Annotated in this window: 25 protein-coding genes; 9 read left to right on the top strand and 16 right to left on the bottom strand. The window is 35.4% G+C overall.

The genetic code is table 11. From position 1 onward, the window contains the following. Positions 1-4 precede the first annotated feature (4 nt). From rplM to FIT70_RS00200, 10 genes are all read right to left on the bottom strand, one after another. The gene (gene rplM / locus FIT70_RS00245; RefSeq protein WP_139866609.1) at positions 5-433 is read right to left on the bottom strand and encodes a 50S ribosomal protein L13; all 429 of its coding nucleotides are present in this window, start codon (positions 431-433) and stop codon (positions 5-7) included. A gap of 86 nt (positions 434-519) precedes the next feature. After that, positions 520-1347, bottom strand: a complete 828-nt coding sequence (gene ubiA, locus FIT70_RS00240; protein ID WP_420897685.1) for a 4-hydroxybenzoate octaprenyltransferase — start codon at positions 1345-1347, stop codon at positions 520-522. Between the two features lie 38 nt (positions 1348-1385). Then, on the bottom strand, positions 1386-2021 hold the full coding sequence (locus tag FIT70_RS00235; protein ID WP_223257735.1) for an energy transducer TonB: 636 nt from the start codon (positions 2019-2021) through the stop codon (positions 1386-1388). A gap of 77 nt (positions 2022-2098) precedes the next feature. Then, entirely contained in the window at positions 2099-2581 is a 483-nt protein-coding gene (locus tag FIT70_RS00230; RefSeq protein ID WP_139930255.1) for a chorismate--pyruvate lyase family protein, read from the bottom strand. A gap of 2 nt (positions 2582-2583) precedes the next feature. Beyond that, positions 2584-4647 carry an ATP-dependent DNA helicase RecG gene (gene recG, locus FIT70_RS00225; protein WP_139930253.1) on the bottom strand — a complete coding sequence of 688 codons (2064 nt, stop codon included), beginning with the start codon at positions 4645-4647 and terminating at the stop codon, positions 2584-2586. Between the two features lie 27 nt (positions 4648-4674). Then, a complete protein-coding gene (locus FIT70_RS00220; RefSeq protein WP_139866601.1) occupies positions 4675-5052 on the bottom strand; it encodes a RidA family protein in 378 nt (125 codons plus the stop codon). Positions 5053-5082: 30 nt separating this feature from the next. After that, positions 5083-7284 carry a RelA/SpoT family protein gene (locus FIT70_RS00215; RefSeq protein ID WP_139874109.1) on the bottom strand — a complete coding sequence of 734 codons (2202 nt, stop codon included), beginning with the start codon at positions 7282-7284 and terminating at the stop codon, positions 5083-5085. Positions 7285-7327: 43 nt separating this feature from the next. Then, entirely contained in the window at positions 7328-7543 is a 216-nt protein-coding gene (rpoZ, locus tag FIT70_RS00210) for a DNA-directed RNA polymerase subunit omega (protein WP_046486627.1), read from the bottom strand. A gap of 16 nt (positions 7544-7559) precedes the next feature. Further along, positions 7560-8171 carry a guanylate kinase gene (gmk, locus tag FIT70_RS00205; protein WP_139874108.1) on the bottom strand — a complete coding sequence of 204 codons (612 nt, stop codon included), beginning with the start codon at positions 8169-8171 and terminating at the stop codon, positions 7560-7562. Positions 8172-8190: 19 nt separating this feature from the next. Next, positions 8191-9087, bottom strand: a complete 897-nt coding sequence (locus FIT70_RS00200) for a YicC/YloC family endoribonuclease (RefSeq protein WP_139874107.1) — start codon at positions 9085-9087, stop codon at positions 8191-8193. A gap of 103 nt (positions 9088-9190) precedes the next feature. On the opposite strand from FIT70_RS00200, the gene rph reads away from it, so the two are divergent. The 7 genes from rph to FIT70_RS00165 all read left to right on the top strand — a co-directional run bounded on the left by rph (position 9191) and on the right by FIT70_RS00165 (position 13868). After that, positions 9191-9904: a ribonuclease PH gene (gene rph / locus FIT70_RS00195; RefSeq protein WP_139869894.1), complete on the top strand. Its 714-nt coding sequence runs from the start codon at positions 9191-9193 to the stop codon at positions 9902-9904. Between the two features lie 4 nt (positions 9905-9908). Further along, positions 9909-10505 carry an RdgB/HAM1 family non-canonical purine NTP pyrophosphatase gene (gene rdgB / locus FIT70_RS00190; protein ID WP_139874106.1) on the top strand — a complete coding sequence of 199 codons (597 nt, stop codon included), beginning with the start codon at positions 9909-9911 and terminating at the stop codon, positions 10503-10505. Continuing rightward, positions 10498-10725, top strand: coding sequence for a hypothetical protein (locus FIT70_RS00185; protein ID WP_139866589.1), 228 nt, complete (start codon positions 10498-10500; stop codon positions 10723-10725). The genes rdgB and FIT70_RS00185 overlap by 8 nt, the downstream gene beginning before the upstream one ends. A gap of 7 nt (positions 10726-10732) precedes the next feature. After that, positions 10733-11902: a radical SAM family heme chaperone HemW gene (gene hemW / locus FIT70_RS00180; protein ID WP_139874105.1), complete on the top strand. Its 1170-nt coding sequence runs from the start codon at positions 10733-10735 to the stop codon at positions 11900-11902. A 9-nt stretch (positions 11903-11911) separates the two neighbouring features. After that, the gene (locus tag FIT70_RS00175; RefSeq protein WP_139930251.1) at positions 11912-12331 is read left to right on the top strand and encodes a protein tyrosine phosphatase family protein; all 420 of its coding nucleotides are present in this window, start codon (positions 11912-11914) and stop codon (positions 12329-12331) included. Positions 12332-12333: 2 nt separating this feature from the next. Further along, positions 12334-13185, top strand: a complete 852-nt coding sequence (locus FIT70_RS00170; protein ID WP_139930249.1) for a radical SAM protein — start codon at positions 12334-12336, stop codon at positions 13183-13185. A gap of 68 nt (positions 13186-13253) precedes the next feature. Beyond that, positions 13254-13868, top strand: coding sequence for a MarC family protein (locus tag FIT70_RS00165; RefSeq protein WP_139874102.1), 615 nt, complete (start codon positions 13254-13256; stop codon positions 13866-13868). Between the two features lie 147 nt (positions 13869-14015). Here the strand turns inward: FIT70_RS00165 and FIT70_RS00160 are convergent, their stop codons facing one another. Next, the gene (locus FIT70_RS00160) at positions 14016-14264 is read right to left on the bottom strand and encodes a hypothetical protein (protein WP_139930247.1); all 249 of its coding nucleotides are present in this window, start codon (positions 14262-14264) and stop codon (positions 14016-14018) included. Between the two features lie 84 nt (positions 14265-14348). Here FIT70_RS00160 and FIT70_RS00155 point away from each other — a divergent pair, with 84 nt between their 5' ends. After that, a complete protein-coding gene (locus FIT70_RS00155) occupies positions 14349-15053 on the top strand; it encodes a VIT1/CCC1 transporter family protein (protein ID WP_139930245.1) in 705 nt (234 codons plus the stop codon). Between the two features lie 8 nt (positions 15054-15061). Here FIT70_RS00155 and FIT70_RS00150 read toward each other — a convergent pair whose 3' ends face one another. The 5 genes from FIT70_RS00150 to FIT70_RS00130 form a co-directional block, all read right to left on the bottom strand. Continuing rightward, positions 15062-15817: a transporter substrate-binding domain-containing protein gene (locus FIT70_RS00150; protein ID WP_223257734.1), complete on the bottom strand. Its 756-nt coding sequence runs from the start codon at positions 15815-15817 to the stop codon at positions 15062-15064. Between the two features lie 70 nt (positions 15818-15887). Continuing rightward, the gene (locus FIT70_RS00145; protein WP_139930241.1) at positions 15888-16976 is read right to left on the bottom strand and encodes an amino acid ABC transporter ATP-binding protein; all 1089 of its coding nucleotides are present in this window, start codon (positions 16974-16976) and stop codon (positions 15888-15890) included. Then, on the bottom strand, positions 16973-18490 hold the full coding sequence (locus tag FIT70_RS00140) for an ABC transporter substrate-binding protein/permease (RefSeq protein ID WP_139930239.1): 1518 nt from the start codon (positions 18488-18490) through the stop codon (positions 16973-16975). Before FIT70_RS00140 ends, FIT70_RS00145 begins: the two co-directional genes overlap by 4 nt. A 3-nt stretch (positions 18491-18493) precedes the next feature. Further along, positions 18494-19651 (bottom strand): PP2C family protein-serine/threonine phosphatase, encoded by a 1158-nt coding sequence (locus FIT70_RS06950; protein ID WP_139930237.1) that lies wholly within the window; start codon positions 19649-19651, stop codon positions 18494-18496. Beyond that, on the bottom strand, positions 19651-22269 hold the full coding sequence (locus tag FIT70_RS00130) for a response regulator (RefSeq protein WP_139930235.1): 2619 nt from the start codon (positions 22267-22269) through the stop codon (positions 19651-19653). The genes FIT70_RS06950 and FIT70_RS00130 overlap by 1 nt, the downstream gene beginning before the upstream one ends. A 128-nt stretch (positions 22270-22397) precedes the next feature. Between FIT70_RS00130 and FIT70_RS00125 the strand changes: the two genes are divergently transcribed. Further along, the gene (locus tag FIT70_RS00125; protein ID WP_139930233.1) at positions 22398-23075 is read left to right on the top strand and encodes a hypothetical protein; all 678 of its coding nucleotides are present in this window, start codon (positions 22398-22400) and stop codon (positions 23073-23075) included. Positions 23076-23083 lie beyond the last annotated feature (8 nt).

Below are 23083 nucleotides of genomic sequence, written 5' to 3'. Positions count from 1 at the left end.
TTAACTATATGCTTAATGGTTGTGGTTGTTGTGCCACATGATCATGGGTTGGGCCTGTATAGACTTTCATCTTTTTAATCATGGCATAACCCAAAGGTCCTTTTGGTAACATTCCTTTCACTGCCTTTTCTAAAGCGCGGCCTGGAAAACGGTCTTGCATCTTAGAGAAGTTCGTTGTTGAAATGCCGCCTGGATAACCTGAATGGCGATGGTAAAGTTTTCCGTCACCTTTATTACCCGTTACTTTAATCTTTTCCGCGTTGATCACAACAATGTAATCACCCGTATCTACGTGCGGCGTATAAATGGCTTTATGTTTGCCACGTAATCGATGTGCAATCGCACTTGCTAATCTACCCAATACTGCGTCAGTTCCGTCTACAACGAACCAATCGTGTTTTACTTCATGGGATTTTGCTGAAAATGTCTTCATTTCAATACCAACTTTTGCGCTATAAATTTAAAAAAAGAGGTGAATTCTATGCCAAAAGTGCCTGTTTTGTCAATTTTATTAATGATTTAGTTCACATGAAGATAGTGAAAAAATATCCCTAAAAAGACAAACGCACCTAGATAGTTATTGCTTAAAAATGCATCAAAACAGGCTTTTGGATTAAGCGTCAGGATTTGGCGATAAAGAAGCCCAATAAAAATGAGGCTCACCATCAAAAACCCATAAAAAGGCCAGCCAAAATTTTCTAACTGTCCCACCCAAATCAAGCATCCCATCATACAGGTATAACAGAACATGATGGCTTCTTTCAAATAATTCCCAAACCAAATAGCTGAAGAACGAATGCCAATTTTTAAATCGTCATTTTTATCCGTCACTGCATAAAGCGTGTCGTAAGCAATCGCCCAAAATACATTGGCTAAAAATAGCAACCATGCTGTCAAAGATAAGGAAATATTATTTGCAACAAAAGCCATAGGAATGCCCATACCAAAACTTAAACCCAAATAGGCTTGTGGCATCACAAAAAATCTTTTTGTTAATGGATAAGTAAGCGCCAAAAATAGAGCGACTAATGAAAAGTAAAATGCATTTTCATTTAAAAATAAAACGCATATGAACGCACCTAATAACAAAGTGATCAATAAAAAAAATGCATTTTTAACTGGGATTGATTGATTAGCGAGTGGGCGTAACTTTGTTCGTGTAACTGAAGAATCAAATCTACGATCCAGAATATCATTGGCGACACAGCCAGCTGAACGCATAAATACTGTGCCTAAAATAAAAATAATGAGGTGTTGAATACTTGGATGTCCATCTGCAGCAATGAAAAGCCCCCATAAAGTTGGCCATAGCAATAAAAAAATACCAATGGGTTTATCAAGACGCATAAGACGAATATAAAGATGCATCTCTAAATTTAATCCGACTATTCGAGTTTGAATGAAATAGGGACAAGCACGTTAAAATTTTTGCCCCGGAGACTTTCGGGTGGCGCTGGAAATGGGGAAGCCTTTCTAATCATCTCGAGTGCTTCATTATCTAAAACTTCATATGTACTACTTTTTTTAATCTTAATACTAATCACAGTGCCTTTGCTATCAATCTCAAGGTCTGCAATGACGGTCCCTTGCCAGCCGCGCATTTGAGCGATTTTAGGGTATTGCTTATATTTTGCTATCGCATTTGCAAGAAGGCTACTATAACTTTCTAAATACTGAGTTAATTGCTCTTGAGGCACAATATTAGGTATTTTTGAAACAGTTTCTGCTGGTGGAGCTGGAGCCACTTCTTTCGGTGTTGGTTCCGCAACTGATATTGCATTTTTATCGATGATCGGTGTAATTTTTTTCTGAATAGGCTCAACTTTTTTAACGGGCTGAGGTGTTTCAATTTTTTCGATTGGTTGTTGGATAGGTGAACTTGAAATTGTCACGCTCATTTCTTGAGGTATTAATAGTGGTTTATTAAGTTCAGGCAAACCTATCATTAAAATGATATGAATCGCCATTGAAATCGCAATAGCTTTGGGCAAATCAAAATAAAAAGGGAGTTTTCTAGACAAGCTCACGATTTTTGGAAAAATACTTTGAAAAAATTTAAAGAAAAATTATAACTTAAATCATTAGACTCACATCAACTTCATAGTTGATTGAAAAGATTTGGTAAAAATACTTCGGTTAGAAAAATACTCTTTCCGTGCCTTTCCCATTCTGCTTGGCGCACCCATAAAATCTCTTTATCAACATATCCAAGCGATTTTATATATGTATATAAAATATCTCCTGGCTCACAGATTCGATATAAAAGTGAAAGTCTAGAAATATCAGAGTCTTTGAATAAAATATTAGCAAGTGATTGTTGGCCAAGTGTTTTTAAACATATCCAGGCATCACCGAGATGACTTACTTTTAATTGTGTTCTTGCAAAAATCATAGGTTCACCATGACTTTTGATTAATACTTCACGAATATAATCTGTTGTTTTTTCTAAAGCTGCGCCTTCATAAACGACATCAACTTTGACATCATTAAATTCTTTTTGTAATCGTTCTGTTAAAGAACCTTCTTCTGTCAACCATGAAAATTCGCTACCTTCAGCTGTAGGTGATTTTAACCAAACCATTTTTATACCTTTACTCTTTCATTTGCGTGACTCAGCCAGCGTTTTAAATGAAGATGAGAAGCTTCCGGATTATCTTCCAATAACTGGTCAGCAATCGCCTTGGCTTCTTCTAATAATTTAAAATCGCGATTGAGATTAGCAATACGTAACATAGGTACGCCACTTTGACGCACCCCTAAAAACTCTCCAGGCCCTCTTATATTTAAGTCTTCTTGGGCAATGATAAATCCATCCGTATTTTCAAAAATAACTTTGAGTCTTTGTCGTGCAAGCTCTGATAATTTTTTTTGAAATAATAATATACATGTACTTTTTAGTGAGCCACGCCCCACGCGACCTCGAAGCTGATGTAATTGTGAAAGACCCATACGCTCTGCATTTTCAATCACCATTAATGTCGCATTAGGTACATCAACACCTACTTCAATCACTGTAGTCGCAACTAATAATTGAATATCACCCTTCACAAAATCAGACATGACTTTTTGTTTTTCTGATGACTTCATTCGCCCGTGGACCAGGCCCACTTTCAAATCTTGAAAATGAGACTGCATATTTAAATATGTTTCTTCTGCGGTTTGAAGTTGCAATACTTCACTTTCTTCAATCAAAGGGCATACCCAGTATACTTGAGCACCTGTATGACACACCTCATGCACTCTTTTTAAAATTTCATCGCGTCGATCTTCTGAAAAAAGTTTTGTCACAATCGCTTCACGGCCTTTAGGCAATTCATCAATAATAGACACATCAAGATCTGCAAAATAACTCATAGAAAGTGTTCTTGGAATGGGTGTAGCACTCATCATCAATTGATGAGGTTCAATTACTTTATCTAATTGACCTTTTTTTCGTAACGCTAATCTTTGTTCAACACCAAATCGATGTTGTTCATCAATAATACTTAGGCCTAACTTTTTAAAAATGACATGGTCTTGAAAAAGTGCATGTGTACCCACTACAATATTTGCTTCTCCGGATTGCGTCAAACTTAAAGAAACCTCTCGGTCTTTTTTGGACTGGCTGCCTGTTAGCCATGCAACTTTTATGTTTAAAGGGGTTAACCATTTGCTCAGTTTTCGATAATGTTGTTCCGCTAAAATTTCAGTAGGCGCCATAAAAGCCACCTGACTTCCATTTTCGATCACTTGTAAAGCTGCGATAGTCGCTACTACTGTTTTACCACTGCCTACATCACCTTGTAATAGTCTTTGCATTGGATAATTTTTATCAAGATCATTTTTAATTTCTTGAATGACTTTTTTTTGTGCCCCGGTTAACTCAAATTCAAGCTTATCCACAAAAATATTTGTGAGTTTATTTTTGGCTTTGAATGGCATAGCTGAAAGTGCTCGCCTTATTAGATAATTAGATCTCAAAGATAATTGTTGCGCTAAAAATTCATCAAAGATAATTCTTTGATAAGGTTTACTTGTAAAAGTCTCATGGCTGGCAACTTCTTTAAAATCTTTTGGGTGATGAATACTTTCTACACTTTCATAAAGATTTGGTAAGTGTAATTTCTCATAAATAAATGGTAAAAATAAATCTTTTAAATAAGTTTTTAAATCAAAGTGATGAAACAACTTATCAATCGCATCTTTGACTGTTTTTTGTCCCACACCTGCAACTAATGAATAAATAGGCGTTAATGACTGAGGCAAGACATCGCTGTCTCTGATTAATTTACATTGTGGATGAATCATCTCGAATGCAAATAAATTATGTCGAGCCTCTCCTAAAATACGAATGCGATTACCCGCTTCAAACATTTTCATTTGGCTTGGATAAAAATGTAAAAATCTAAGCTGCAAACTTCCAGATGCATCTTTAACTTGTACGAGAAGCATTTTTTTGGGCTTATAAACAATTTCAGCTCTGATGACTTCTGCTTCTATTTGAGATAGCTCACCCATTTGAATATTACGAATAGGTGTCACGATAGTTTCATCGATATAACGAATTGGAAGATACATAGCTAAACTAAATACATCTTCAACGCCCAATTTTTTGAGCTTATTTAATACTGAAGGGGTAAAAAGCTTAAGCTCGGCTAGAGAAGTCAGATTGAAATACTCTTAAATAGAAATAATTTAAATAACAACAACACCATCAGCTTCAATAAGTGCATTTCTAGGAAGCGATGCAACACCTACCGCAGCTCTTGCTGGGTAGGGTTTCGTAAAATATTCGCCCATGATGGTATTGACCAAAGCAAAATGCGACAAATCTGTTAAATATATATTTATTTTAACGATGTCACTTAATTGAGCACCAGAAGCTTCAACGACTGATTTTAAATTCTTAAACACCTGATGAATTTGTGCCTCAATGCCCTCAACTAACTTCATAGACTGGGGATCGAGTGCAATTTGCCCTGATAAGTAGATAGTATTGCCTGTTTTGACAGCTTGAGAATATGTACCAATCGCCTCTGGGGCATTTGTAGTTTGAATAATTTCTTTTGTCATTTCTTAAGTCTTTCTTTTTTAATAAGTTGCTTAAAAGGTTTTCATCTTGACGCGGCTAATTCTAGAAATATCACTAATCTTTCTTAAGTTTCGCATGAGATCTGCCAAATGAATACGGTTGTGAACCTGCACAATAAAGTTAACATTTACAAAGTGTCCACCATCGGATTCTTCAACATTCACATTATCGATATTTGAATCTGATTCTGCAATCACGGATGAAATTTTAGCGAGCATGCCGCGCTCATTTAATACCATAATTTGTAAATTGACTTTAAATAATCGATCTGGATTTGGATCCCATTCAACATCAAGCCATTTATCAGGATCAAGTTTGAATTTACGAATCGCTAAGCAATCATGGGTGTGAACAACAAGCCCTTTGTCTTTGTTAATAAATCCTAAAATAGGATCGCCTGGAATTGGATGACAACATATTGCCAATTGAATCGCCATACTCTCAGAACCTTTAATGGTGATGACGTCCAATTGCTTATGTTTGCCTTTAACATGGCTCACCCCATCCATAAAACTAATCAATTGATGAGCCACCATAACGTTCATACGCTTTCCTAAACCAATTTCAGCCAAAATCTCTTCTTTGGTTTTAACGCCATAATCACTGATTAATTTTTTCCAATGAGATTCTTTGATCGATGACGGGCTGATATGAAGGGCCTTGAGTGCTTGATTAAGCATACCTTCGCCAAGTCTCGAAGACTCTTCTGATTCAATCGATTTTAAATATTGTCTAATGTGTGATCTTGCTTTTCCTGTAATCACAAAATTAAGCCATGCAGGATTAGGTTTAGCTAGAGGGGCTGTAATAATTTCTATGTGATCGCCGTTATGGACTTCGGCACGAAGAGGGACAAGTTCTTGATTGTATTTTGCAGCCACGCAACAATTACCTACATCACTATGCACCGCGTATGCAAAGTCAACTGCTGTTGAACCTTTTGGCAATGCTAGAATTTTTCCTTTAGGGGTGAACACATAAACTTCGTCAGGGAAAAGATCAACTTTTAAATGCTCTAAGAATTCCAGTGAATCAGCGCTATCTGATTGAATCTCTAAAAGACGTTTTAACCACTGATGCGTTTGCTGTTGAAGTTCAGTAAGGTGTGCGTCTTTCGTTTTATAAAGCCAATGCGCTGCGACGCCTGCTTCTGCAAGTTTGTGCATTTTTTCACTACGAATTTGCACTTCAATAGGGGTGCCGAAAGGTCCAAATAAACTTGTATGAAGAGATTGATAGCCATTAGCTTTTGGAATGGCAATGTAATCTTTGAATTTCCCTGGAAGAGGTTTATATAAGCTATGTAATGCGCCTAATGCAGAATAAGCATCATTCGCTTCTTTCACAATAATCCTAAAGGCATAGATGTCGTTGATTTGTGCAAAAGACATGCTTTTTTCGCTCATCTTTTTATAAATACTATAAGTATTTTTTTCTCGCCCTGAGACTTCTGCATCCATTTTCATCTCAGTTAATTTTTGTTGGATAGCTGCCGTAATTTTCTCAACGACTTCGCGACGATTGCCTCGAGAAGCTTTCATAGCTTTTTGAATCGCACGATAGCGCATGGGGTAGAGGTGTTTAAAACTTAAATCTTCAAGCTCTTGATAAATGGCATTTAAACCTAATCGATTTGCAATAGGTGCATAAATATCATGAGTTTCTTGCGCGATACGTTTTTGTTTTTCAGGTCTTAAAACATCTAACGTTTGCATATTATGAAGACGATCAGCTAACTTTACTAAAATAACACGAACGTCATTTGACATTGCCAGTAACATTTTTCTAAAATTTTCGGCTTGCGCTTCTGTCGCATCTTGAAATTCAATTTTGTCGAGCTTAGATAAACCGTCGACTAATACAGAGACTTGTTTACCAAATTTTTTTTCAATTTCTTTATTGGTAATGGTTGTATCTTCAACAACATCATGAAGAAGGGCTGCAAGAATTGTAGGGGCATCAAGATGAAGCTTAGCTAAAGTACATGCGACAGCAACAGGGTGCACAATGTACGGCTCACCACTTCTTCTGGATTGGCCGTGATGTGCTTCTTCACTAAATCGATAGGCATCCCATATCTTCTGGATATCTTTCGTTTTTAAATAAGTCTTAAGGAGGATTGTGAGTTCCGACGCTTCGTTATCGACAGGCAGTAACGGAAGTGGCGGTGTTTTTTGAGCATCCGCTTTATTAAAATGAGCGGTACTAGCCATGGTCTTTTTCTCTTGAGGGGGCTTTAAGCCCTATTTAAGAAATTTAGTATGTTGTTTTTCTATTTAAGATATCAAGGCCAACTTTACCTGCTGCGATTTCTCTTAATGCTAATACCGTAGGCTTATCTCTTAAGCCATGCGTGCTTACTAAAGCTTCAGCACCGTTAGCTAATTGTCTTGCGCGGTAAGCGGCAGCTAAAGTAAGTTTAAAGCGATTAGGAATCATCTCTAAACAATCATCTACTGTAATTCGTGCCATGTTATTTCTCCAAATTTCAAGTCAAGTTTTTAATTAAGTGGCTATGTCGTGTAAGCTGAATATGACACATTAATCGAGTGGATCGAATAATAGCCATAAGATCGTGGAGCGCTACTTCAAAGTCATCGTTGATTGTAACATAATCGAACTCATCTACATGGCTCATCTCTTCTCGCGCGGCAGCAAGTCTCATTGCAATCGTTTCTTCACTATCATGTCCGCGGTTATTTAATCTTTCTGCAAGCGTTTCAACAGAAGGTGGCAATACAAAGATTGATACAGCCTCCTTAAATTGGGCTTTGAGAGCCTGGGCGCCTTGCCAATCGATTTCTAGAATCACATCTTTTTTTTGATCGAGAATGGACTGTACTGATTTTTTACTTGTGCCATACATACCACCATGGCATTCGGCAGATTCTAAAAATTCACCTTTCTTCTTCAAATCTATAAAGGTTACTTCATCAACAAAATGATAATCCACACCATCAACTTCACCTGGCCGGGGTTTACGGGTTGTGTGAGACACAGAAGCTTGAAGATCTCTGTCTTTATTTAACAGGGCTTTTACAAGTGTCGTCTTACCGGCACCGGAAGCTGCTGCAATAATAAATAAATGGGCTTGGCTCATAGATATTCTTTAGTCGTTATTATTCAATATTCTGAATTTGTTCGCGCATTTGCTCAATCAAAACTTTTAAATCCACTGATATTTGTGACGTTTTAGGTGAAATGGATTTCGAACCTAAAGTATTCGCCTCACGATTTAGTTCTTGCATCATAAAGTCTAGTTTTTTACCAATGGCCCCATCAGTTTTAAGTAAACGTCTAACTTCATCAATATGGGATGTAATTCTATTAAGCTCTTCATCAATATCCATCTTTTGAATAAAGATAAGAAACTCTTGCTTCAATCGATCATCATCGATCGCGATCAAAGCTTGCTTAAATTTATCTTCAATCTTAGTTTGATAATCTTTGATTAAAATGGGTAGGATTTTTTTAGCTTCGCCTACGAGTACCTCAATATCTTTTAATTTATCCAATAAAATCTTTTGTAATTTTTCACCTTCACGCGCTTTAGATAATTGAATTTCTAATAAGGCTTCTTTGAGATTTTTTTTAAGATCTTGTTCGAGCATATTCATGTCCACGGATTGGTCGTGCATGATTTCACTCGTTTTTAAGATGTCGAGGGCATTAATCGGTTGTACATGGGAGAAATGTTTTGCAATTTCATCGACTGAGCTAGCGAGTTGTTTTAACTTCGCTGGATCTACATTTTTAACATCAAGTGCATGTGTTTTAGATTTGAAATAGATTCTGCAATCTACTTTACCTCTTTTAATTTCGGCAGATATCAGATCTCGAATCATAGGTTCGAAAGATCTTAAAGACTCATCCAATTTAACCTGGAGTTCTAGATATCGATTATTTAAAGACCGAAATTCAAGGAGCAAGATACCTTGCTGAGTATCTGCTTCTTTGAAGGAAAAACCGGTCATACTTAAAGCCATAAGGTATCCAATTCGATGTTTAAATGTCATTTTATCAATCTATAGTTGCATTTGCGACTAAAACCTTTAAATGACAAGATATCAATCAATTAAAGCTAGCTTATAATGACTGCTTCTATCGAGGAAGAAGACTATGAGATTAAATCAACGCGCTCACAACCAATTAAGACCGGTTGAAATTATTAGGCATTACACAAAACATGCAGAAGGCTCCGTCTTGATTAAATTCGGTGACACGCATGTGCTGTGCACTGCAAGTATTGATGAAAAAGTACCTTCTTTTTTAAAGGGTCAAAGTCAAGGTTGGATTACGGCTGAATATGGCATGCTCCCAAGATCGACAGGATCGAGAATGGATAGAGAGGCGGCGCGCGGAAAACAATCTGGTCGGACGCAAGAAATACAACGTCTTATTGGGCGTAGCTTGCGTGCGATTATTGATTTAAAAAAACTGGGCGAACGCACCATTCAAATTGATTGCGATGTCATTCAAGCCGATGGTGGCACACGCACGGCTAGCATTACAGGGGCTTATGTCGCGGTGCATGACGCTATTAAACATCTGATGGATAAAAAACTCATTTCAGAATCGCCGCTCATTGATTCTGTGGCAGCCATCTCTGTAGGGCTCCACGAAGGAAACCCACTATTAGATTTAGATTACAGTGAAGATTCAAGTTGTGACACAGACATGAATATTGTCATGACGGGCTCAGGAGGTTTTGTGGAAATTCAAGGTACTGCAGAAGGAACACCTTTTTCGCGTGAAATGATGGACCAGATGTCTGACCTTGCTGCACAGGGCATTAAAGAGCTCATTCAATTACAAAAAAATGTTTTAAAGTAATTTCATGAAGAATCAAATCGTCATTGCAACAAGCAATGCCAAAAAACTCATCGAAATTCAATCGATCTTAGAAGATATGAACGTTGAGATACTTCCTCAATCACATTTTAAAATTGATGCCGCTGAAGAGCCTTTTTATACATTCCTTGAGAATGCACTTGTTAAAGCAAGACATGCAAGTCGCTTGTCTAAATTACCTGCCATTGCAGATGATTCAGGTATTTGCGTGGATGTCTTGGACGGCAAACCTGGTGTCTTATCGGCCCGATTCGCAGGTGAACCTTCATCAGATCAAAAAAATAATGAAAAACTTTTAAAAAGTTTAGAAAACGAATCGAATCGAAAAGCACATTACACTTGTGTCATTGTCTTTGTAAAACATGAATTTGATCCTGAACCTATTGTTGTTGAAGGAACATGGCATGGGGAGATTTTAAAATCCCCCAGAGGCTCTGGTGGGTTTGGTTATGACCCCTTATTTTTAGATCATATGACTGAAAAAGCTGTGGCAGAATTACCATCAGACGTCAAAAATCGAATTAGTCATCGCGGACAAGCGTTACATAAACTTAAATTAAAACTGAATCAGATTTATGGATAAATTAAAAAATAAATGGCCTACTTGGATTCGTGACGATAAATCCGTCGTGTCATGTACAGAAAAAATTAAAGTCATGAAAGAAAACTTTGATGAATTAAAGCAGCTTTCTCAAGACGCTATTGAAGATGGTCTTTTAATGGAAGTCTCTGAAAAGCAAATGAAAGAAGCGCTTCATCAAATGGTTGATGATCTTATTAATCCATACTTAAAAAATAAATAAGTCTTCTATGAGTCAAACATCAAGACTCGCCATGCCACCCCCACTCTCGCTTTACATTCACATCCCTTGGTGTGTCAAAAAATGTCCCTATTGTGATTTTAATTCGCACGAACATAAAGAAGCTCAAAATTTTACTGATTTAGAATCCATGTATGTGGATGCGCTTATTAAGGATCTTGAGTTTTCATTACCTATGATTTGGGGAAGAAAAATTCACTCCATTTTTTTTGGAGGTGGCACCCCAAGTTTGTTTAGTGGGAAAGCTATTCAGAAAATTTTAAGTCAGGTTCGTGCACTGACGCCTATTTTGTATGATGCCGAAATTACACTTGAAGCCAATCCAGGAACTATAGATACCAATCATTTTGAAGGATATAAAGATGCTGGCGTCACAAGAGTATCTTTAGGCATTCAATCATTTAATAATACCCATCTGAAAGCATTAGGTCGTATCCACGATAGCAGTGAAGCCAAAAAAGGTATTGAAATTGCAATGCGTCATTTTGATGAAGTGAATTTAGATTTAATGTATGCATTACCTCAGCAAACATTAGATGAAGCGATAGACGATGCCAAAACTGCGACTTCTTTTAATACACAGCACTTATCTTTTTATCATTTAACGATTGAGCCTAATACATTCTTTTTTAAACATCCCCCCAAATTACCGCTCGATGATGAAAGTGCAGTAATGCAGGAAACTATTGAAGATATTTTAAGCCAGCATGGTTATGAGCATTATGAAACATCTGCTTTTGCAAAACCTAAATCACAATGCCAACATAATCTTAATTATTGGCAGTTTGGTGATTATCTAGGTATAGGAGCGGGTGCTCATAGCAAGCTAACTTTTCATGACAAGATGATTCGCGAGAGTCGATATAAAAATCCGAAACAATATATGGAACATATAAAAATGCAAAATATGATTGAATCAGAAACGATTATTCATGAAAATGATTTAGTTTTTGAATTTATGATGAATCATTTACGTCTTATTGATGGATTTAGCATTCAAAGTTTCGAAGAAAAAACAGGTTTAAATATTTCATCTATTAATAAAGAACTCAAAACTGCGATAGATAAAAAACTGATTATCAAGGATCATGAAATGATTAAGCCAACACTTCTAGGTCAGCGATTCTTAAATGACCTATTGAGTATTTTTTTAAAGTAGAATGAAATTATGAAATTTGCAAAAATAAATAACGAACTTACCGTCTCTGATCAAATCACGATTGAAGACTTAAAAGAAATTCAAGCACAAGGCTACAAAACTATTTTTTGTAATCGCCCTGATCAAGAATCCGAAGGACAACTAGCTTTTTCAACTATTGAAAAAGAGGCTCAAAATTTAGGCATCAAAGCCATCCATCAGCCTGTAATTGGCGGGCAAATTTCCGATGGCGATATTGCGCAATTTAGTTGTAACTTTGAAGTAGCTCAAAAACCTGTCTTTGCTTATTGCCGAACAGGTACTCGGTGCTCAACGCTTTGGGCTTTGTCACATGCAAAAATATTACCTATTGATGAAATTTTAAGCAAAGCTCAGATTGCTGGCTATGACTTGTCTGCGTTAATAGACCGCCTCAACTCCCTTAAATAAATATGAGCGTATCTAAGCAGTATCTTAGTATTCATGATCACAGCCGGGAATTAAGTGGTCTTAAATATATTTATTCTGTTATTTCAAGACGTGCCGGCGGATTATCAATTGGTGTCAACTTAAATGTAAATAATGCTTGTAATTGGCAATGCATTTATTGTGAAATTCCAAATCTTACCCGTGGCTCACCTCCCCCTATTGAGCTCGATGTGCTTGAAGATGAACTACGTTTTTTTCTTCATGAAATCATTCATGGTGATTATATGGAAAAAAATGTAGCCATTGAAGATCGTCATCTAAAAGACATTGCTTTTTCAGGTAATGGAGAACCTACAAGTGCCGAAGAATTTCCACAAATTATTTTAATTGTTAAAAAGGTACTCGAAGAATTTAACTTACTCCATAAAATTAAATTACGTCTTATAACTAACGGAAGTTTAATGCATCAATCCCCTGTGATTAAAAGCGTGGAGATGTTAAAAGAAATAAATGGTGAAGTTTGGTTTAAGGTTGATGCTGTCACAGAAGAAAGTATTCAAATAATTAATCAAGTCAATCTAAAGCGCCATCAAATCTTGGAACGACTTAAAAACTGTGCAACTGCCTGTCCAACTTTTGTTCAAACCTGTATTTTCAGCATTGATGATAAGAATCCAAGCGAAAAAGATATTGATGCTTATGTGCAATTAATGAGCGAAATCAAAAGTGATATCCAAGGTGTACATATTTATGGGCTTGCTAGACCTTCGTTGCAACCTCAAGCAAAGCGCTTGGGACGCATCAGCAAGGAAGTTCTTGAAGGTATTGCAAAAAAATTACGTTATTTACAGATTGAAACCACGGTTAGCTTTTAAGAGTTATTTGCGTGCTTATTGCTGCAACCATACTTAGACGTTATGACATTTTAAATAAGGAATAAATCATGATTGAGTGGACTTTTATAATAAAAACGACAATCGCTATGATAGCAATTGTTGACCCCCCAGGTTGCTTGCCGATTTACTTGAGTTTAACGGGTCAACATAAAAACATTAATAAAAAAAATGTAGCCAAGATGACAGCTTTAACTGTCTTTATCATTCTTGTAGTTTCACTTTTTCTCGGAGATAAAATCTTAAATATCTTTGGCATTTCTATGCCAAGTTTTCAGATTTGCGGCGGTATTCTTCTTCTGATCATGGCCATATACATGATGTTAGGACGAAATCAAATTATGGAATCTACACAAAATAGTAAGTCAGAAAAAGAATTAATTGCTTTTGTCCCACTTAGCATTCCTCTCTTAGCAGGGCCCGGGGCGATTAGCAATATGATTATTGCTGCTCACCAAGCCCCTAATTTTGTAAATCTATCTTTTCTAGTGCTCCCATGTATTTTCGTATCTCTAACAATTTGGCTTACCTTAAGTTTTGCTGAAAGTATTTCTAGAGTGATTGGTGCTGTAGGTACAAAAATAGTTACCCGTATCATGGGTTTACTTTTAGGTTCTATGGCAATTGAGTTTATTACGCGGGGCGTATTAGATATTATTGCGTAATGCTTTATGAAGCAAATCCGTAAACTTAAGCTGCGCTCTCAGACACATTACGCTCTTTTCCGTGCTGACTTGCCTTTTAAACCTAAAGTGGAAAAAGATAAAACAAAGTTTAAAAGGCAGTCAAAACATAAAGCTAAACTTGATTAACTATTTTTTCTTTTTCTTATTTTTTTGGCTACACGACATCCAGCAGACCATTTTGCCATCTCTAAAACCAAAACGACCAATGATGAAAAGAATTGTGGCTAAAAAAACTTGTTGGAATATAAAAATAGGCACATTAAAAGTTGTCACGCCATCATAGACGCAATGATATTGAAACGCGGCTGTGGGGACATAAGAAAAAGACAAAGCAAACACTAATAAAGCTAATACATTGTAGGTACATTGTTTCATTTTTTAATCCTTATATATTTAAATTACAAAATCTAATATATAGTATTTTTAACTGTCATTAACATAAAATTTAAAGAGATATTCATGTCAAACGACCATCATTCGCATCACTCTGAAACACACTTCACCTCAACAGCAGTAGTTCGAGATATTGTGATTGGTATGGCGGATGGCCTTACTGTTCCATTTGCTCTTGCTGCAGGCTTATCTGCAGCTGTTGATTCTTCAACAATTATTGTAACAGCAGGCTTAGCCGAAGTTGCGGCGGGGTCTATTGCAATGGGTTTAGGCGGATATCTTGCTGGTAAAACTGATATTGAACATTATGATTCTGAATTAAAACGTGAAGCCTATGAAATTAAACATTTACGTGAGCGTGAAATTTCAGAAGTTGAAGAAATACTTTCAGAATATGGGCTCAAAGGGAGCGCGCTTAAAACAGTCGTTAAGTCCATCACTTCTAATCGTGAACGCTGGCTAAAATTCATGATGAAATTTGAATTAAATTTAGAAAAGCCTGACCCAAAAAGAGCCATGATCAGTGCGTCCACTATTGCAACCTCTTATATTGTAGGTGGGCTCATTCCCTTGATGCCTTATTTCTTTATATCTGACATCATGTCCGCACTAAAAATGTCAGTTATTGCAACGAGTATTGCACTGGTACTTTTTGGTTGGATTAAAGGTAGGTTTACAGGGGTGAATCAAGGGCGCTCAGCGATGCAAACCCTTTTGATTGGTGGCATTGCTTCTTCGGCGGCTTTTGGCTTAGCTCATCTATTATCTTAAATAAATAATTATTTATTTACAATTGCAGCAATTCCACCCGTGTAATATGGGCTGGAAAATAACACTTTTTTAGATCGTTCTTCAGTAATAGTAATGCATGCGCCAATCATATCTACTTTCTTTGAGGCTAATGCTGGAATCAATGAGCCAAATTCCATATTAACTATTTCTAATTTTTTATTAAGTTTTTTAGCTACCAGTGATGCAATTTCTATATCAATGCCTACCACTTTCTGAGATTCATCAACAAATGAAAAAGGTTCGGTAACTGATGAAGTGCCAAACCTCAATGTACCATTATTGCCTGTTTCTATTTGGGGCATTGCTTTGGGCTGCCCTTCTTTTGGCAACCAGCGCTTAAGCATCTGCTCATAATCACCATTTATTTTTAGATCTTTAATAACTCCATCAATCGTATTTTTTAAATCGCTATCTTCTAAACGAACTGCAAATCCGTAATCATCCTTGGTGATCATTTCGGAAAGTACAATTAAACCAGGATTTTTTGCTGCTATATTTCTTAATATTGGTTCATCATAGGCTGCAGCATCAACTTTTCCTTGTTTTACAGCAATAGCTGCATCAAGGACCGAATTATAATATTGAAATTTTGTATTTGGAAATACTGACAGCACAAGCTTATCAGCGACTGTGCCTGTGGGAATTCCAAATTCTTTATCATTTAATTGCTTAATATTGGTAATAACAACTTTTTCTTTATCGCTGCACCCTGCTACTATCAAGGATAAAAATAATGCAAACATAAAAAAAATTAACAACTTAAAATGCTTGCTCATGATTTACTTTCTATTAATCAATAATCGATCTATTGCTTTAGTTTATAAATAATAGCTCTAGTCTATTTTGATTGTCTGCCCATTTAAACTCAACAACCTCAGTAAATTTGCGAATAATTTTTATTCCAATATCATCTTCTAAATCTTTATTGTCTAATGGATTAAATTTCTTACCTTTGGTTTGGCAAATTAATGAAAGTTGATTGGTTTTCTCAGAATGAGCAATTTCCAGTTCTAATTCAATTTTGCTTAAGTAAGGTTTGTATAGAATAAGCAGTTCTTCAACTACTCGAAGTAAATTAGTTCGCATTAATTTTGAAATTAATTGCTTTTCACAAAAACCTTCGATTTCTCCGTTAAGCGCATAAAAATCAAAATCTTGTGTTTTTATTTTAGATACAAGGTTTCTAATACGATTAATAAATACTTTGGTTCTTTCTTTTTTTGGCGCATCGAAAATTTGCTTTGGTGAACCTTCTTCGTATATTAGGCCCTGATCCATATAAAAAACTCGATTAGAAACATCCCTCGCGAATGCCATCTCATGTGTGACAATAGCCATTGTCATACCCTCTTTAGCTAAACGACGAATTACTGATAGCACTTCGCTTACCATTGTTGGATCAAGGGCTGAAGTTGGCTCATCAAATAAAATAATTTCTGGCTCCATTGCAAGACATCGAGCAATGGCAACACGCTGCTTTTGTCCCCCGGAAAGCTCGTCTGGATAGCTTTCTGCTTTTTCAGCGAGTCCAACGAGTCTTAATAGATCCATTGATTTATTTTCTGCTGCTTCTTTAGATATCCCCTTAAGCTTAATGGGTCCTAAAGTAAGATTTTCTATAACAGACAGATGAGAAAATAAGTTAAATGACTGAAATACCATATTCATTTTTTGACGTATTTTGGATACATCAACCTTTTTATCTAGAATATTTTCGCCATCAATAAAAATACTTCCTCCACTCGGTTCATCAAGAAGGTTAAGACACCTAAGAAAGGTACTTTTGCCGGTGCCAGATGGTCCAATAATTGAGACAACCTCGCCTTTTTTTATTTCTGTAGAAATATTTTTTAATACAACTAGATCGCCGTATTTTTTAGAAAGATTTTCAACTTTAATCATGATTTCGTTTTAACTTTACGTTTATATTTTGGATCTGTAATTTTTTCAAGATAATCTAAAGATTGGATGAGAATTAATGAGATTAGGAAATACAAAATTGCAATCAAAATTAATGGGAAAAATGCATCAAATGTTCGACTTCTTATAATATCACTCGCTTTAGTTAAGTCTTGGACCGCAATATAACCAACAATTGAAGTCATTTTGACTAATGTGATAATTTCACCTTTATAAATTGGAAGAATTCTTCTAATGGTTTGGGGAAGGATAATATAAATGAAGGTTTTTATTTTATTAAACCCCATAGCAATGCCTGCTTCCGTTTGGCCTTTTTCTATTCCTTCAATACCACTTCTAAAGATTTCAGCAGCATAAGCACCACAATTCATTCCAAATGCAATGGTTGCAACAATAATAGGATTAATATTTACTGATGCAAACACCACATAAAAGATAATCATCAATATTACAAGAACTGGGGTGCCTCTTAAAATACTGATATATATCTTCGCAGGAATATTGAGGAATTTATTTTTTGACATCCTTAAGAAGCAAACTATACCTCCCAAAAAAGTACCAAAAATTGTTGCTAAAATTGAAATAATGATTGTGGTTTTTAATCCATCCCAAAGAAGTAAATAACGCTTTTCTTGAATTAAATTACTTTGAAAGTTATTTGCTAGCCCCTCTAGAAATGTTGGCGCGTTTGAATCATTCTTTTTTTCCTGCTTAAAGGCAGCTATATTTTTTTTGAGCGCAAAAGCACTCATTCCAATTTCATAATAAGGTTCTCCAAAATTAATTTTTTGTTTTCGCTCCTCTGTAAACATCAAAGTAACAGCAATAAAATCAATTTTACCTGTATTGAGAGAAGGAATAAGCCCGCCAAACTCCATATCGTCAAATCGAATATCTTTACCTAGGTATGCAGCAAATCTTTTGGCAAGCTCAATGTTCAAACCAATATTTTCATTATTGCGTAAGGTAACAAATGGGAGTCCACCGTCACTTATATGGCCTGCCACCAATAAACCATTTTTATTTGGAGTATCTATTTTAGGCATATCAGTAATGCCTTTTTTAGTCCACCTTTCAATCATGTCTGCATAGACACCGCTATCTTTTATAGTTTGAAAGAAAGTATTAAATTGCGCATGTAACTCGACATTTTTTTTATTAAAACCAAAACCTACAGGGCTAAATTCAAAAGGCTTATCTATTACACCTAAGTCAGGATTTAGTTTTAATATTTCTGTGAGTGAAACACTATTGTATATACCCACATCAACTTTTCCTGATTTCACTCCTAGCAGAACATCAGCAGGACTTTTGTACTGCAGAATATCAGCTTCAGGATATTGTTTGTGAGCAAATGCATCATGCGTTGATCCCAGCATGACTCCAATTTTTTTATTTTTAAGATCTTCGAGATTAGCAATAGGCTGCATTTCTTCATTCGCGTTAGCTTGTAAAGAAAGAAGGAGATAAAAAATAAGTAAAAATATTTTTATCATATTTTAAGTAGCGTTAATAATTAATTCAACAAGGGAGAAATCATCATCAAATGGTCCGATTTCATTTTTTAAGCTTTTAATTTTTTCTAAAACTTTTTCTGATTCAAGCAATTCCAAATCACTAAAATACTCTTTCATAAGCTGGGTATAGTCATCTAAGTTCATTTCTTTGCCATCTTTTTGTGTAATTTCGTAAACTCCATCACTAAACACATAAAGCTTATTGAAATTATTTAATGGCACAATAGTTTCATTAAAAATGATATCTCCCATCATACCAATTGCCAATCCTCCAGAAGTTAAAGTTTTAAGTGTTTTATTATTTAAATCACTTCCCGTAAATAAAATTGCATGAGGATGACCAGCACTTGAAAAAATTAATTCATGATTTTTCTTATGATAGACGCCATACCAGATAGTAAAATATTTATTATTCTGATCTTCCATGGGAAAGGCTTCATTTAAGCCCTTTAAAACAGAAGCTGGGCTCTTAAAATTTGTATCTGTGAGAGATTGTGAACGAATCGCATTGATAGCGGATATGCATAAGATTGCGGCTCCTACGCCATGACCACAAACATCCACTAAGTATATACCTAAGTGCTCTTCATCAATCCAGTGATATCCAAGAGCATCACCTCCAAGAGATGAACACGGGATATGTTGCCAAGAAGTTTTCACTTTTCCTTCTAATGGTAATGGCAATAAACTCCTAATATAGATAGCTGCCTCATTAATTTCTTCTGCAAGTAATCGCTGACTTTCAATTAATTCTCTTTTTTGGCGATAAAGTTCAATATGCGTTTTTATTCTAGCTATAGCAATTGGAGGGCTTACAGGTTTTGTAATGTAATCGACAGCCCCTAATGAAAGACCTAATGCTTCATCCTGTGTTTCCGCCTTAGCGGTTAGAAATATAATAGGTATTTGATTAGTTTTTTCATCTGCCTTAAGCCGCTTACAAACTTCATAACCATCCATTTCTGGCATCATGATATCCAATAAAATAAGATCTGGCTGCGGATCTGTAAAAGCAATTTTTAAAGCTTTTTCGCCGCTTGTTGCTGCTTTTACTTTGTAGTCATCCTGGAGGAGCCCACTCATTAATTGAAGATTAGCCGGTGTATCATCTACCACCAATATAGTTGATTTTGTAATCATTATTTAACTAACTTTTCATTTGCTAAATTTAATGCTGATTCGAAATCAAAATTTCGTAATGCATCAGAAATTTTACTAAACATTTCTTTGCCAAAATATTGGATAAAAACGTCTTGTGACTTTTCAAGCAAATCATTTGCCTCAGTATCGTCGTTTGCTAATAATTCTGATAATTTATTAATTAATAGTTTAATTTGGCTATCGTCAAAGATTGTTATTGAAGTTAATTTTTTATCCTCGGGCAAAGTTTTTTTAATGCTATCAATAATGCTTATTAATTTAGGCTGAATTAGGTCAAGATTTTTAATAATTTTCTCAAGTGGTATTTTGTCCAGACATTGACCTTCAACTTCACCTGCTATTTTTTGTATTTCAGTTGCGCCTATGCTGCCACATGTTCCTTTGAGAGTATGAGCTACTCTTTGAGCTGTTAAATAATCACTTATATCTAGAGCCCTTTTAATATCACTCACTGCATTTATTTGATCAGCAGAAAATGTTTTTAACATTTTTATATAGAGAGAAACTTTCCCTGCCGCAACCTGAAGTCCTAAACGAGAATCTACCCCATTAATTTCTGGAACCTGTATTTCTTCTTTTGCGCTGATTACGGTCTTTTCATCATTTATTAGATTTGAATTTTTTCCCTTAATCCATTTAGCTAGTCCAGCAAACAATAAATTTGGATCAATAGGCTTTGTAATATGAGCATTCATCCCCGCTTCTAAACACTTATATCTGTCTGCATCAGATGCGTTAGCTGTCATTGCTAAAATAGGTAAAGCATTATTAGAAAATTTTTGGCGGATTGTTTTCGTTGCTTCAAGTCCGTCCATAATAGGCATTTGCATATCCATTAACACAATATCGTATTGAGATTTATTTGCCATATTGACAGCCTCTTGCCCATTGTTTGCTATTTCTACAACAAATCCTTCATCTTCTAATATCTCAGTTGCAATCTGTTGATTGAGTAAATTATCTTCTGCAAGGAGTATTCTTGCGCCCTTAAGGCTATTGAGATCTATTTTTGTATGGTTGCTATGAGTTTTTTGTGCGTTATGTTCTGGGGCTTCTAAATTGAAAATACTTAAGATAGTTTCAAATAGTAAAGAAGCATTAATTGGTTTGGCGATCACATGCTCTATGCCTTCAATTGTTGCATCATTTATTACGTCATCTTTTGCATAACCCGTTACAAGAACACACGGTGGTTTTTTGCTAATAATCAATTTTTTTAATGCTTTCACAAATTCGATACCGTTCATTCCTGCTGGCATATGCCAGTCAACAAAAATCATATCAAAAGGTGACCCTTGTTTATCCGCGTCAATAATTGCTTGCAAGCCTTTTTCTGCTGATTCTGATGCAACCACCTTAAGTGACATTGCAATTAACATATCTTCAATGATTAATCTTGCAGACTCATTATCGTCAATCACTAAAACAGATTTACTACTTAAATCCTCTTTAAATAAAACTCTCTTTGTTATGGTTTTATCGAGTTTAAATTTAGCCGTAAACCAAAATGTACTACCTCTGCCAAATTCACTATCAACACCTACGTCACCCCCCATCAGATTGGCTAACTGTTTTGATATGGCAAGCCCTAAACCGGTGCCACCAAATTTACGCGAGGTCGAAGTATCAGCTTGCTGAAATGACTGAAATAATTTCCCTTTTTGTTCTGGCGTTAATCCAATGCCTGTATCAGAAACATTAAATTTTAGAAAAATAGTTTCGTCATCTTGTTCAAGAATGTCTGCCGAAATTATTACTTCACCTTTTTCTGTGAATTTAATTGCATTATTTCCATAGTTAATAAGAATTTGGGAAAGCCTTAAAGGGTCGCCAATGAGTTTGTGAGGAAGATCACCAGGCAATTTAAAAATAAGTTCTAAATTTTTTTCTGAGCATTTTTGGCTAATCATGCTCGATATATTTGACATCATTTCATCAATATCAAAACTTACTTCTTCTATAGTTAACTTGCCTGCTTCAATCTTAGAAAAATCTAAAATATCATTAATAATGCCTAAAAGATGTTTGCCTGCCTGCTGAATCTTAAGCACATAATCTCGTTGCCTTGGATTTAAGTCTGTCTTTAGGGCTAAATGAGCCATTCCTATAACTCCGTTCATAGGAGTTCTAATTTCATGGCTCATGTTGGCTAAAAATTCACTTTTCATTTTTGCCGCATCTTCGGCAAGTTGTTTTGCCTGATGGGCCGCTGTCACATCGTAAAACCATGCAACAACAACCTCTTGATCAAGATATTTCATATGATGAAATGACCCCATAACTTGCAATAAATCCCCAGTCAGGGTTTTCATTGCTAACACCTCATCTACAATATTTTCTTGGGCGTTTATACGGATACTGAGCGCCTCAAAATCATCTTTATGTTGATATACCTGAAGAGGTGTTAAAGTTTGAAGATCCTTTTCTTTGACTTTAAACATTTCCATATATCGAGGGTTGGCAAAAGTGATATGGCGATCAGATACCCTCATGATCCTCACGGCGACGGGGCTATGTCTTAAAATTTCTAAAGTGTCTTCTTCAAAATCCTTTAAAAGCTCTAAGATAAGTTTTTGTGCTTGTTCGATACTCGCCATAATTTTCTCTAAATTTATGTCATATAAATGTAACAATCAATATTGTCACATTAATTTAATATTACTATAAGTCTCTAAGGGCTTGGTTTTTTAATCGATAAACTAAACATACAATTAAGGTGCTTGAATTGGGTCAATTAAATAATAAATCGCTATTTAGACAAAAACTAATTTCATCTACCATCACAATTGTATTTTTAATAGCCGTGATGGGCATCGCTTCACTTTTTGCTATATGGAAGATGGAACGAGAATACAATCAAAATTTATTAAAAGTAGAGGCACTAAAAAATATTTCTGAGCAACTATCACTTGCACAGCTTAATTTAAAATCTGCAGATCAGGAATGGAAAAATATTATTACTCGTGCCCGTGACAAAGAAACAAAAATTAAATATAAGAGTTTGTTTGAGAAAAAAGTTTCAGCATTTCAAGAAAATTTAGAAAACATAGAAAACGATAAAACCGCGATCTTGGCTCTAAAGAACATCACTAATCTAAAAATAGACTCCTTAATTATAATCAATCAATATAGAGATCTCTTGAGTGAATATAGCTCTCTTTCATTAACAGAAGGAATTTTATTAGATAAAAAAACTATGGGTCTCACTAAAAATATTGAAAATAAATTATTTATTATCAATCAAGAAATTAATGAGACATATTTCGCATTGCAATTAAAAGTCAAAAATGATTTCGAAATTCGCTATCATCAATTAAGACAATTTCTAATCTTAGTTATCTTATTTGCTTTATTTTTATCATTTATCAACTTATTTAAAGCCCTTAGAGTTTCTTCTGAATAACGTTTAGT

It is taken from the genome of Candidatus Methylopumilus universalis (assembly GCF_006364435.1).
Lineage (GTDB): Bacteria > Pseudomonadota > Gammaproteobacteria > Burkholderiales > Methylophilaceae > Methylopumilus > Methylopumilus universalis.
This window is presented reverse-complemented; position numbering and strand designations above follow the sequence as displayed.

What these genes read in the sequence shown, in the direction of transcription:
- rpoZ (WP_046486627.1), bottom strand. Translation starts at nt 7,543, where the DNA reads ATGGCACGAATTACAGTAGATGATTGTTTAGAGATGATTCCTAATCGC.
- ubiA (WP_420897685.1), bottom strand. Translation starts at nt 1,347, where the DNA reads ATGCGTCTTGATAAACCCATTGGTATTTTTTTATTGCTATGGCCAACT.
- gmk (WP_139874108.1), bottom strand. Translation starts at nt 8,171, where the DNA reads ATGAGCCAAGCCCATTTATTTATTATTGCAGCAGCTTCCGGTGCCGGT.
- FIT70_RS00165 (WP_139874102.1), top strand. Translation starts at nt 13,254, where the DNA reads ATGATTGAGTGGACTTTTATAATAAAAACGACAATCGCTATGATAGCA.
- FIT70_RS00200 (WP_139874107.1), bottom strand. Translation starts at nt 9,087, where the DNA reads ATGACATTTAAACATCGAATTGGATACCTTATGGCTTTAAGTATGACC.
- FIT70_RS06950 (WP_139930237.1), bottom strand. Translation starts at nt 19,651, where the DNA reads ATGATTACAAAATCAACTATATTGGTGGTAGATGATACACCGGCTAAT.
- FIT70_RS00215 (WP_139874109.1), bottom strand. Translation starts at nt 7,284, where the DNA reads ATGGCTAGTACCGCTCATTTTAATAAAGCGGATGCTCAAAAAACACCG.
- FIT70_RS00175 (WP_139930251.1), top strand. Translation starts at nt 11,912, where the DNA reads ATGAAATTTGCAAAAATAAATAACGAACTTACCGTCTCTGATCAAATC.
- FIT70_RS00220 (WP_139866601.1), bottom strand. Translation starts at nt 5,052, where the DNA reads ATGACAAAAGAAATTATTCAAACTACAAATGCCCCAGAGGCGATTGGT.
- FIT70_RS00185 (WP_139866589.1), top strand. Translation starts at nt 10,498, where the DNA reads ATGGATAAATTAAAAAATAAATGGCCTACTTGGATTCGTGACGATAAA.
- hemW (WP_139874105.1), top strand. Translation starts at nt 10,733, where the DNA reads ATGAGTCAAACATCAAGACTCGCCATGCCACCCCCACTCTCGCTTTAC.
- FIT70_RS00230 (WP_139930255.1), bottom strand. Translation starts at nt 2,581, where the DNA reads ATGGTTTGGTTAAAATCACCTACAGCTGAAGGTAGCGAATTTTCATGG.
- rdgB (WP_139874106.1), top strand. Translation starts at nt 9,909, where the DNA reads ATGAAGAATCAAATCGTCATTGCAACAAGCAATGCCAAAAAACTCATC.
- FIT70_RS00140 (WP_139930239.1), bottom strand. Translation starts at nt 18,490, where the DNA reads ATGATAAAAATATTTTTACTTATTTTTTATCTCCTTCTTTCTTTACAA.
- FIT70_RS00145 (WP_139930241.1), bottom strand. Translation starts at nt 16,976, where the DNA reads ATGATTAAAGTTGAAAATCTTTCTAAAAAATACGGCGATCTAGTTGTA.
- FIT70_RS00160 (WP_139930247.1), bottom strand. Translation starts at nt 14,264, where the DNA reads ATGAAACAATGTACCTACAATGTATTAGCTTTATTAGTGTTTGCTTTG.
- FIT70_RS00170 (WP_139930249.1), top strand. Translation starts at nt 12,334, where the DNA reads ATGAGCGTATCTAAGCAGTATCTTAGTATTCATGATCACAGCCGGGAA.
- rplM (WP_139866609.1), bottom strand. Translation starts at nt 433, where the DNA reads ATGAAGACATTTTCAGCAAAATCCCATGAAGTAAAACACGATTGGTTC.
- FIT70_RS00130 (WP_139930235.1), bottom strand. Translation starts at nt 22,269, where the DNA reads ATGGCGAGTATCGAACAAGCACAAAAACTTATCTTAGAGCTTTTAAAG.
- FIT70_RS00150 (WP_223257734.1), bottom strand. Translation starts at nt 15,817, where the DNA reads ATGTTTGCATTATTTTTATCCTTGATAGTAGCAGGGTGCAGCGATAAA.
- FIT70_RS00155 (WP_139930245.1), top strand. Translation starts at nt 14,349, where the DNA reads ATGTCAAACGACCATCATTCGCATCACTCTGAAACACACTTCACCTCA.
- rph (WP_139869894.1), top strand. Translation starts at nt 9,191, where the DNA reads ATGAGATTAAATCAACGCGCTCACAACCAATTAAGACCGGTTGAAATT.